This is a genomic window from Streptomyces sp. NPDC058221, from assembly GCF_042882365.1.
GTDB lineage: Bacteria > Actinomycetota > Actinomycetes > Streptomycetales > Streptomycetaceae > Streptomyces.
Genome location: NZ_JBHVWF010000225.1, coordinates 1 through 8,888 on the forward strand (window position 1 = coordinate 1; position 8,888 = coordinate 8,888).

Genomic DNA, 8,888 nt, shown 5'->3' on the forward strand with positions numbered 1-8,888 from the left:
TAGCAACAAATTACCCCCACCACGGGGGCAACCCGGCCCCCGCGCACCGACCAGCGGTTGTTCCCCACCATGAACGTTCGTGGGGCGGGCGCGATGAACGCGAGGGCCGCGCTACGGCGCGCGGCCGTCGCGGCCCATATGGTCCTCACGGCGGCAGGCGTGGCGGCAGGCATCGGCACCTACGTGAGCGACCGGGTGTGGCCCGGCGTCGCCCTGCTCGTCCTGCTGCTCCCCTGGTGTCTGGCCACCGGCGCGATCAACGGCGCCACCCGGGGGCTGCTGGAACTGCGCGCGCACGTCCTGGACGAACGCCAGCTGGCGGAGCGGGACAGGGTACGGGCCCGCGCGCACCGCCTGACGACGTATCTTCTGGCGGGCGCCGTCGCCGGCGTCGCCGTGGCCGGCCGGGCCGGTCACGCACCCGCCGGAGCCCTGCTCGCGCCCGCCCTGGCCGCGGTATTCATCGTGCACTGGCTGATGCCTCTATGGATGGCCGGACTCGCGACGCAGGACGAGCCGTCGGGGGAACCGGAGACCCCATAGGCGCAGGGGGCGCCGGCGGCCGGCGGGCCGGAGCGGCTCGCAGGCAGAGCCGCTCGCGTCGACGCAGCCCGTACGGGAACGGATCGCGTCAGAGCGGCTCGTGGTTGGCCCAGACGACCTTGTACGGATGGCGGGCCTGCCAGCGCAGGATGAGTTCCTCGGCCCCGGGCGCCACGAACGAGGCGTTGAGCGCGTCGAGGTCGGCCACACCGAACCGCACGATGGCGGTGGCGGCGAACACGGGACTGTGGTCGTCGGCGGGTACGCGGATGTGGTGGGCCGCCGAGAACGTCTGGATCTGCCCGGTGTCGCGCATGACCTGTTCGATGTCTTTGAGGAACTGATCCAGCTCGGCATCCGGGACGGGGTCGGTGAAAGAGACGATCATCGTGTGGTGAATCATGCGCCAATCGAACCCCGGCGCATGGGGTGAAGTCCAAGACCTATCGAGCCTCGATCGATAACCTGGAGGCATGACTGATCTGGAGACCCGCGAGATCGAGTACTTCGTCGCGGTCGCCGAGGAACTGCATTTCGGGCGGGCCGCCGAGCGCCTGTCCATCGCCCAGCCGGCACTGTCCAAGGCGGTACAGCGCCTCGAATCACGGCTCGGCGTCCAGCTGCTGGTGCGCTCCAGCCGCCGCGTCTCGCTGACCCCGGCCGGTGAGGCGCTGCTGCATCACGGCCGCCACGCGCTCAACGCGGTGAGTGCCGCGGCCCTGGCCGCCCGCCGGGCAGGGGCACCCGAGGCGCATCTGCGGCTGGTGATCAAGCCGGGCAGCGATGCCAATCTGCTGTCCGGGATCCTCGCCGCGTACGCCCGCCTGCCCGATGCCCGCCGGGTGGACATCCTGTTCGGCGGTGCCACCGACCGGGCCGACCATGTGCGCGACGGCAGGGCCGATCTGGCGCTGCTGTACGCACCGTTCGACGACCTCACGGGACTGGACCACCGGACCCTGTTCACCGAGGAGCGCGTCGCGATCCTGCCGCGTGGCCACCGGCTGGCCGCGCGCGACGAGCTGCGGATGGCCGATCTGGAGGGCGAGACGCTGCCGCGCTGGAAGGGTGTGCCCGCCGGGAACGACATCGTCGCCGGCGGCAGCGGGCCGGAGATCGCGGATGTGGCACAGCTGACTCAGATGATCATGCTCGGCCGGACGATCGCGATCCTGCCGCGCTCGTCCGTCGAGCCCGTCCACCCGGGGCTGGTCCACAGGCCCGTGACCGATGCGCCGCCGAGCCGGATGGTCATCGCGTGGTCTCAGCTCGACCACCGCCCGCTCGTCGCCTCGTTCGTCGACGCGGCGGTCTCCGCGAGCAGGACTTCATGACCGGTCCGCGCAACGGCCGGAGGGCCGGGCGGGGAACACCCTGCGCTCCGGCCCTCCGCTCCCCCGACCGCCCGGTCAGCCCATGCTCTTCGCGCCGTCCAGCGACTCACGGATGATGTCGGCGTGGCCGGCGTGCTGGGCGGTCTCGGTGGCGATGTGCATGAGCGTCTGACGGATCGACCACTCCTTGCCGGGCTCGTTCCACGGGGCCTTCGGCAGCGGGTGGGTGACGGACAGATCCGGCACGGTGGCCACCAGTGCGTCGGTCCGGCGGGCCGCCTCGGCGTAATCGGCGAGCACGCCTTCCAGCGTCTCGTCGGGCAGCAGCTTGAATTCGTCGAGCCGCTCGGCGAAGTCGGCCTCGGTCATGGCGGTGAAGTCCGGCATCGCCGAGGGCCCGTGCAGGATGAAGCCCGCCCAGCTCCGCTCGACCGAGGCGACGTGCTTGATGAGACCGCCCAGACACAGCTCGCCTGCGGTGGTCCGCAGCCGCGCCTGCTCGTCGGTGAGATCGCGGGTGGTGAAGCGCAGGAAGTGCCGCTGTTTGGCGAGCATTTCCAGCAGGTCGGCGCGCTCGCCGGTGACGGCCCGGGTCTCGGCCGCAACGCGGGTGTCCTGCTCGTTCACGTTCATGGTCCCTGCCTTCGGTGGTTCCTGTGTTCCGCCGGTCAAGGACCACAGTAGGAGCCGTATAGGCCAGATGCTGACCTGAATGAGCAAGGGATGTGGGTGCGTCGACCGCGGCGGCGGCCGACGCACCCCGTCCGTGATTCATCGTCAGCGGCGGTGCATCTTCAGGGCGTTGTCGGTACGGGTCGTGGGGTTCCCGTCCGGGTCGTTCTGTACGCGCTCGTGCTCCTCGCTCAGCAGCACGTCCCACTCCCCCGCAGGGAGTTCGAGGGAGGCGAGCACCTCGTCGGGGGTGGGGAAGTGCATGTCCGCGTGGTCGTGCTCCCACGCCGGGAAGCTCGCGTGCCCGACCACCAGGAGCACGCCGCCGCGCGCGACGGCCGATGCGGCCCGCCGCAGGATCTGCTCGCGCGGCAGATCGCCCATCGAGTGCAGGAAGTGGGCGGAGACGAGGTCGTACTCCCCCTCGGGAAAAGAGACCCCCAGGTCGTGGAACTGCCAGTCGACACGGTCGGCGACCCCCGCCTCGTCCGCGTGCTCGGCGGCCCGGCCGAGGGCGACCCGCGAGATGTCCGTGGCAGTGACCCGCCAGCCCAGGCGGGCGAGCCAGACGGCGTCGGCCCCCTCCCCGCACCCGAGGTCGAGGGCGCGTCCCGGCGTCAGACCCTCCGCTTCACGCACGAGCGCGGTGTTGGGGTTCCCGCTCCAGATCCGACTGCTCTCGCGGTAGCGCTCGTCCCAGAGTTCGGCGTCGGAGGGCGTGCTGTCGGTTGTCATCGTGTCTCCTGCAGTCCGTGTCGGCGGCTTCCGAGTGTCTTCTCGCAGACCTGGCGCTCGGCCTCGGCCGAGAAGGGGGCGCGGCGGGCCTCGACCGCGCGCCGGGTGTCGTCGGCCACCAGATCGGCGTTGAGGGCGGAGGCCGCCTTCAACCCCGCCGCGGCGGAACCGATGACCTGTTCCATGAGGTTGGCGACGTTACCGGCGACCCAAACGCCGGGCACCTCGGTCGCACCGGCCGCATCGGACGCGATGTACGTGCCGATGGTGTGACCGCCCGCCTCCAGCGCGGTGGGGTGCAGGCCGAGGCCGTCCAGGACCCCGGACCGTGCGGTGAAGCGCGGCTGGACCACCACGGCCTCGCGCGGCACGATCCGCCCGCCGGCCAGCCGCACCCCGGTGAGCCGGCCCCCGTCCGACTCGATGCCGGACACCTCCCCGTCCACCACGGCGATGCCACGTGCGGCGAGCTGCTCGTACTCCTCGTCGCTCGGCTCGGGCGCGTGGTGCAGGAAGAGCGTGACGTCGTCGCTCCACTGCCGCCAGAGCAGGGCCTGGTGCACGGCCATCGGGCTCACGGCCAGGACGCCCACGGGCCGGTCCCGCACCTCCCAGCCGTGGCAGTACGGGCAGTGCAGCACGTCGTGGCCCCAGTGCTCGGCCAGACCGGGGATCGGCGGCAGTTCGTCGACGAGCCCGGTGGTGACGAGGAGGCGGCGCGCCGTGACGGCGGTCCCGTCCTCGCGCAGGACCCGGAACCCGTCCCCGCCCGGCAGCTTCCCGGCCGAGACGGCCTCGCCCTCGACGATCTCGGCCCCGTACCCGGCGGCCTCCGCCCGCCCGATGGCCAGCAGCTCCTGGGGCGGGATGCCCTCGCGGCCCAGGTAGTTGTGCGCGTGGGACGCGGGTGCGTTGCGCGGTCTGCCCGCGTCGATCACCAGCACCGACCGCCTGGCCCGGGACAGCACCAGCGCCCCGCTCAGCCCGGCGGCTCCGCCGCCGATCACCACCGCGTCGTACATCTGCGCCATCTCCGTCATCCGAGTCATGTCGCTCATGCGAAACACCTCCATCTACGGGAGATGGTGCACTTCGGGACCGGAGATCGGCAAACATCTTTGCGGGTTCGGCAAATCGGAACGGGGCGGCCTTGCTGGGCCGTGCTCCGCCGCACATCCGGTGAGTGGGACTGGTCCCGCCGCTGTGCCGCGCTCGCACGCTACACAGGGCGGAATGACGGTGCGCCCGCAGCGCGGGCCGAGCGGCTGAAAGGCAGTGGACCTGATGAGCGGCGTCGAAGCGACCGGCCTCGAAGAACGACTGGCGCTGCTGGAGCGCACGGTGCGCCGGCTGGGGAACGGGGAGGCCGTCGAGGGCTCGCCGCAGGATCGGGAGGCCCTGCTCGACCGGCTCCACGGCCTGCAGGCCGCCATCGACGCCCGCGACTGGGACACCGTGCGCAGCACCTTCACCGCCGACGGGACCGGGTACGGCAGGACGGGGATCAACAGGATCCTGGCCGTGATGCAGGCCCATCTCGGTGGCTGCGGCCCGACACAGCATCTGCTCGGCAACACGCGGGTGACCATCGAGGGCGACCGCGCCCGGAGCCTGAGCAGTGCGCGGATCCACCACAGCGGGGCCGGCTCCATGCGGGGCAGCTTCTTCGAGTGCATGGGCGAGTACGACGACCGATGGGTCCGTACCGGGACCGGCTGGCGGCTGAGCCACCGGGACTTCGACATGAGGATCCGGATCGGCGACTTCGGGGTGCTCCGGCCCGCTGACGGTCCGGTCAGCTGACGGAGCCATGACGGCCTACCCTGGCGCGCATGCCGGCAGACGACGACAACCGCTCATTCGCCTTCACCGTGGCCGACGGCGTCGAGGTGCCCGTCCCCGCACCCGGGACGTCCTGGACCGTCGGCGCGGTCGTCCTCGACCGGGACGGTGCCGCCTTCGCCCAGCGCCGCAGCCCGGACCGGCAGCTCTTCCCGGACACATGGGACATCGTCGGCGGTCATGTCGAGTCCGGCGAGACCCTGTTGGAGGCACTCGCCCGGGAGGTCGCGGAGGAGACCGGCTGGCGGCTGCGCCATGTGCGGCGGTTCCTCGGCACCAGCACCTGGACCGGGGACGACGGAGCGGGACTCCGCCACGAGGCCGACTACCTCGTCGACGTCGACGGCGATCTGGACCACCCCGCCCTGGAATGGTCCAAGCACTCCGCCTTCGGCTGGTTCGGCCCCGCCGACCTCCCCCGGCTCAAGGAGAACCGCGCGCCCGGGGAGTTCCTGATCCATGACCTGATCGCCGGGGTCGTGCGGGCCGGCCCGGAGACGGTCTGAGGCGGCGGCCGGCGCAAGAAGCCTCAGGCGGCCGGGCCGGCCGCCTCCTCGGCGCTCGGGAGCTCGGCGCTCCCGGGCGCCTTCTCGCGGCGCGGGAGCAGCAGCGGGGTGGCCAGGAGGACGATCCCGGCGACGGCGATCGCGGTGCGGGGGCTCGTGACGGCGGCCAGCAGACCCCACAGCGCGGTCATGGCCGCGATGGCGGCGCTGCTGCTGATCGACCAGGCGGACAGGGTGCGGGCGACCCGTTCGGGGGCGGTGTGGTCGAGCCGGTAGGTGGCCAGCAGCGGGTTGAACAGGGCGCAGCAGGTCACCAGGCCGAGTTGGACGACGATGACGAGTGCCATTCCGGGAATGCCGGGACGGACGAACGCGAGGCCGAGGGGCCAGCAGGCGCGCAGCATCCCGGAGATGAGCATCGTCCGGTGGTGGCCGAACCGCGCCGCCAGCGGGTGCGCGAGGCGTGAGCCGACGAGGCCGCCGATACAGGGGGCCGCGAACACGAGACCGTACTGCCAGGGTGTGAACCCGAGGTCGCCCAGCAGGAGTACGGCCAGGAGTGGTCCGGAGGCCATGATCAGGCCGTTGACCACGATCGAGTTGAACAGCAGCGGGCGCAGCGTGGGGTGGGCGAGGATGTAGCGCCAGCCGTCGAGCAGATCGCCGGCCCGCAGCCGGGGCGGACCGGTCCGCGCGGGGCCCGGTTCCGTTCCGCCGATGGCGCGGATGCCGAGCGCGGAGAGCAGATAGCTGACCGCGTCGGCGACCACGGTCGTCACCGGGCCGAACAGCCCGATCGCGGCCCCGCCGAGCGGCGGCCCGATCATGGTCGAGGTCCACGTGGTGGATTCGAACCGGCCGTTCGCGACGAGCAGGTCCCCCGGTGGCACGAGCGCCTTCAGATAGGCACCGCTGGCCGCCTTGAAGGCGATGTCGGCCGCCGCGACGACGACCGAGACGAGCAGGAGCTGGACGAAGCCGAGCAGGCCGAGCGCGAACGCGGCGGGAATGCTCATCAGCGCCGCGAACCGGATCAGGTCCATCGCGATCATGACCGGCCGCTTGTGCCGGAACTCCACCCAGGGGCCGAGCGGTACCGCGATCAGGGCGCCCACGGCCCGCCCGGCGGCAGCCAGCGCCGCCACCTGGGTCGGTCCGCTGTGCAGCACGAGGACCGCGATCAGGGGAAATGCGCCGAAGCCGAGCCCGGTGCCGTACGAGCTGACCGCGTACGCCGCCCACAGCCACCCGAACCGCCGCCCCAGCGTCCGTCTGCCCGCCATGCCCCACCCACTCCCGCCGTTCCGGACAGCCGCACGCCGACCACCGGCATCAAAGCGAGTCGGGTACCGCGAGAGCAAACAACCGTTCAGCCGGCAGGCACAACCATCGGTTGTGGAAATACCATGCTCGGCGTGGACATCGACGCCGTGCGCACTTTCGTGGCCGCCGCCGACGCGGGGCGGTTCCAGGACGCCGCCGCGGAGCTGTCGGTCACCCAGCAGGCGGTCTCCAAGCGCATCGCCACGCTGGAGAGGATCCTCGGTGTGCGGCTGTTCACCCGCACCGCGCGCGGCGTGAAGCTGACCATCGACGGCCAGGCGTTCCTGCCCCATGCCCGCGATCTCCTGCGGGCCGGGACGCGGGCGGTCGCCTCCGTGCGGCCCGGCCGGCGTGCGCTGCGGGTCGACGTGATCGGCCGCCGGCTCGGCCCGGCCGGTGTGCTGGGCGAATTCCATCGCGCCCACCCCGAGGCCGAACTCGATCTCGTGACCCTCGTCGACACGGACACGGCCGTCGACGCCATCCGGTCCGGCGCGATCGACGCGTCCTTCCGCGCGGTCGCCGTGCCCGGACGGCAGCTCCCCGACGACATCGATACCGTCCGGGCCTTCGACGAGCCGGTCCAGCTGCTCACCGGGCCCGCCCATGAGCTGGCCGGCGCCGCCGCGGTGAGACCCGCCGATCTCGTCGGGCACCGGATCTGGATGCCCGGTCTCGTACCCGGCACCGAGTCGGCCGCGTACTACGCCGATCTCGCCACCGCGTTCGGGCTCACGATCGAGATCACCGGCCCCGGCTTCGGCACCGAGCCGCTGCTGGACACCCTCGCCGGCTCCCCGTCGCTGGCGACCTTCGTCGGCGAGCGGACACGTCTCGTCTGGCCCGCCGAACACGGCCTGCGCCGGATCGCCGTCCGCGATCCGGCACCGGTCTACCCGCACTCACTGGTGTGGCACCGCGACAACCCGCACCCGACGCTCGCCGCGCTCCGCGACCACCTGCGCTCCGGGCGGCCCCGCCGCTCCGGCTCCGGCTCCGGCTCCGGGACCTGGACGCCTGCGTGGACACCGACATGGGCATAGTGGGCAGGACCTTCGCCCGGCCGGGGAGCCGGCCCGCCGCGAGCGCCGATCCGGAGGACTCATGACAGCGTCGGACGCACCGCCCCTCGTCTTCGTGCACGGGACGCGCTTCAGCGCAGGGCAGTGGAGCTCACAACTGGCCGCACTCGGGGAGGAGTTCCGGGCAGCCGCAGTCGACCTGCCGGGCCACGGCGCCCGCTCCGCCGAGCCGTGGAGTCTGGACGCGGCGACGGAGATCATCGCCGGCGCGGTGGACGCGCTCGGCCGGGGGCCGGCCCTGGTCGTCGGGCACTCGCTCGGCGGGTACGCCTCGCTGGAGTTCGCACGGAGGCGCCCGGATCTGCTGCGGGGGCTGGTCCTCGCGGGGGCCAGCGCCTCGACCCGGGGTGCGTGGGCCACGCCGTACCGCTGGGCCGCCGGGCTCGTGCCCCGGCTGCCGGCGGACCGGCTGACCCGGTGGAACGACCGGCTGCTGCGCCGGCTCTACCCGCCCGAGGTGGTCGCGGCGACCATCGGCTCCGGCTACGCCTTCCACACGCTGCCGGCGGCCTGGGGCGACGTGCTGGGCCGCTTCGACGCCGGCGCGATGCGTCATGTGGATGCCCCGGTGCTCATCCTGAACGGCGAGAAGGACACCGTGTTCCGGTCCGGCGAGAGGGAGTTCGCCCGCGCGCACCCGGATGCCCGCGTCGAGCTGGTCCCGCGGGCGAGGCACCTCGCCAACTTCGACGATCCGGACGCCTTCAGCGATGCCGTCCGCCGCTTCGCCCGGCAGCTGCCCGCCCGCGGCTGAGAGTGCCGGGCCCCGGCCGGGCCCGGGTGCGGCACCGTACGGGCCCGAGCCCCAAGGGTCCCGTGCCGTGAGGCGAAAAGTGCCGTCACAGGAAAAG

General features: G+C 72.5%; 11 protein-coding genes. 6 read left to right on the top strand and 5 right to left on the bottom strand.

From position 1 onward, the window contains the following. The first annotated feature begins 69 nt into the window (after positions 1–69). Positions 70–543 (top strand): hypothetical protein, encoded by a 474-nt coding sequence (locus tag ACFVW8_RS36910; protein WP_389698017.1) that lies wholly within the window; start codon positions 70–72, stop codon positions 541–543. An 88-nt stretch (positions 544–631) separates the two neighbouring features. Here ACFVW8_RS36910 and ACFVW8_RS36915 read toward each other — a convergent pair whose 3' ends face one another. Continuing rightward, positions 632–946 (bottom strand): hypothetical protein, encoded by a 315-nt coding sequence (locus tag ACFVW8_RS36915; protein WP_389698019.1) that lies wholly within the window; start codon positions 944–946, stop codon positions 632–634. 70 nt (positions 947–1,016) lie between these two features. On the opposite strand from ACFVW8_RS36915, the gene ACFVW8_RS36920 reads away from it, so the two are divergent. Further along, the gene (locus tag ACFVW8_RS36920) at positions 1,017–1,877 is read left to right on the top strand and encodes a LysR family transcriptional regulator (protein ID WP_389698021.1); all 861 of its coding nucleotides are present in this window, start codon (positions 1,017–1,019) and stop codon (positions 1,875–1,877) included. A gap of 75 nt (positions 1,878–1,952) precedes the next feature. Here the strand turns inward: ACFVW8_RS36920 and ACFVW8_RS36925 are convergent, their stop codons facing one another. From ACFVW8_RS36925 to ACFVW8_RS36935, 3 genes are all read right to left on the bottom strand, one after another. Continuing rightward, positions 1,953–2,510, bottom strand: a complete 558-nt coding sequence (locus ACFVW8_RS36925; RefSeq protein WP_389698023.1) for a DinB family protein — start codon at positions 2,508–2,510, stop codon at positions 1,953–1,955. Between the two features lie 144 nt (positions 2,511–2,654). Continuing rightward, on the bottom strand, positions 2,655–3,284 hold the full coding sequence (locus ACFVW8_RS36930; RefSeq protein WP_389698025.1) for an SAM-dependent methyltransferase: 630 nt from the start codon (positions 3,282–3,284) through the stop codon (positions 2,655–2,657). Continuing rightward, positions 3,281–4,324 carry an NAD(P)/FAD-dependent oxidoreductase gene (locus tag ACFVW8_RS36935; protein ID WP_389698037.1) on the bottom strand — a complete coding sequence of 348 codons (1,044 nt, stop codon included), beginning with the start codon at positions 4,322–4,324 and terminating at the stop codon, positions 3,281–3,283. Before ACFVW8_RS36935 ends, ACFVW8_RS36930 begins: the two co-directional genes overlap by 4 nt. A 244-nt stretch (positions 4,325–4,568) precedes the next feature. Here ACFVW8_RS36935 and ACFVW8_RS36940 point away from each other — a divergent pair, with 244 nt between their 5' ends. Together ACFVW8_RS36940 and ACFVW8_RS36945 are read left to right on the top strand one after the other, a co-directional pair. After that, a complete protein-coding gene (locus ACFVW8_RS36940) occupies positions 4,569–5,087 on the top strand; it encodes a nuclear transport factor 2 family protein (RefSeq protein ID WP_389698027.1) in 519 nt (172 codons plus the stop codon). Positions 5,088–5,116: 29 nt separating this feature from the next. After that, complete coding sequence (locus ACFVW8_RS36945) at positions 5,117–5,632, top strand: NUDIX hydrolase (protein ID WP_389698029.1); 516 nt, start codon at positions 5,117–5,119, stop codon at positions 5,630–5,632. 23 nt (positions 5,633–5,655) lie between these two features. Here the strand turns inward: ACFVW8_RS36945 and ACFVW8_RS36950 are convergent, their stop codons facing one another. After that, entirely contained in the window at positions 5,656–6,915 is a 1,260-nt protein-coding gene (locus tag ACFVW8_RS36950) for an MFS transporter (protein WP_389698031.1), read from the bottom strand. Positions 6,916–7,038: 123 nt separating this feature from the next. On the opposite strand from ACFVW8_RS36950, the gene ACFVW8_RS36955 reads away from it, so the two are divergent. Together ACFVW8_RS36955 and ACFVW8_RS36960 are read left to right on the top strand one after the other, a co-directional pair. Further along, positions 7,039–7,998 carry a LysR family transcriptional regulator gene (locus ACFVW8_RS36955; protein ID WP_389698033.1) on the top strand — a complete coding sequence of 320 codons (960 nt, stop codon included), beginning with the start codon at positions 7,039–7,041 and terminating at the stop codon, positions 7,996–7,998. Positions 7,999–8,059: 61 nt separating this feature from the next. Then, the gene (locus tag ACFVW8_RS36960) at positions 8,060–8,791 is read left to right on the top strand and encodes an alpha/beta fold hydrolase (protein ID WP_389698035.1); all 732 of its coding nucleotides are present in this window, start codon (positions 8,060–8,062) and stop codon (positions 8,789–8,791) included. Positions 8,792–8,888 lie beyond the last annotated feature (97 nt).

Excerpts from the sequence above, each read along its gene's own strand:
- ACFVW8_RS36910 (WP_389698017.1), top strand. The coding sequence starts at position 70 with ATGAACGTTCGTGGGGCGGGCGCGATGAACGCGAGGGCCGCGCTACGG.
- ACFVW8_RS36915 (WP_389698019.1), bottom strand. The coding sequence starts at position 946 with ATGATTCACCACACGATGATCGTCTCTTTCACCGACCCCGTCCCGGAT.
- ACFVW8_RS36920 (WP_389698021.1), top strand. The coding sequence starts at position 1,017 with ATGACTGATCTGGAGACCCGCGAGATCGAGTACTTCGTCGCGGTCGCC.
- ACFVW8_RS36925 (WP_389698023.1), bottom strand. The coding sequence starts at position 2,510 with ATGAACGTGAACGAGCAGGACACCCGCGTTGCGGCCGAGACCCGGGCC.
- ACFVW8_RS36930 (WP_389698025.1), bottom strand. The coding sequence starts at position 3,284 with ATGACAACCGACAGCACGCCCTCCGACGCCGAACTCTGGGACGAGCGC.
- ACFVW8_RS36935 (WP_389698037.1), bottom strand. The coding sequence starts at position 4,324 with ATGACGGAGATGGCGCAGATGTACGACGCGGTGGTGATCGGCGGCGGA.
- ACFVW8_RS36940 (WP_389698027.1), top strand. The coding sequence starts at position 4,569 with ATGAGCGGCGTCGAAGCGACCGGCCTCGAAGAACGACTGGCGCTGCTG.
- ACFVW8_RS36945 (WP_389698029.1), top strand. The coding sequence starts at position 5,117 with ATGCCGGCAGACGACGACAACCGCTCATTCGCCTTCACCGTGGCCGAC.
- ACFVW8_RS36950 (WP_389698031.1), bottom strand. The coding sequence starts at position 6,915 with ATGGCGGGCAGACGGACGCTGGGGCGGCGGTTCGGGTGGCTGTGGGCG.
- ACFVW8_RS36955 (WP_389698033.1), top strand. The coding sequence starts at position 7,039 with ATGCTCGGCGTGGACATCGACGCCGTGCGCACTTTCGTGGCCGCCGCC.
- ACFVW8_RS36960 (WP_389698035.1), top strand. The coding sequence starts at position 8,060 with ATGACAGCGTCGGACGCACCGCCCCTCGTCTTCGTGCACGGGACGCGC.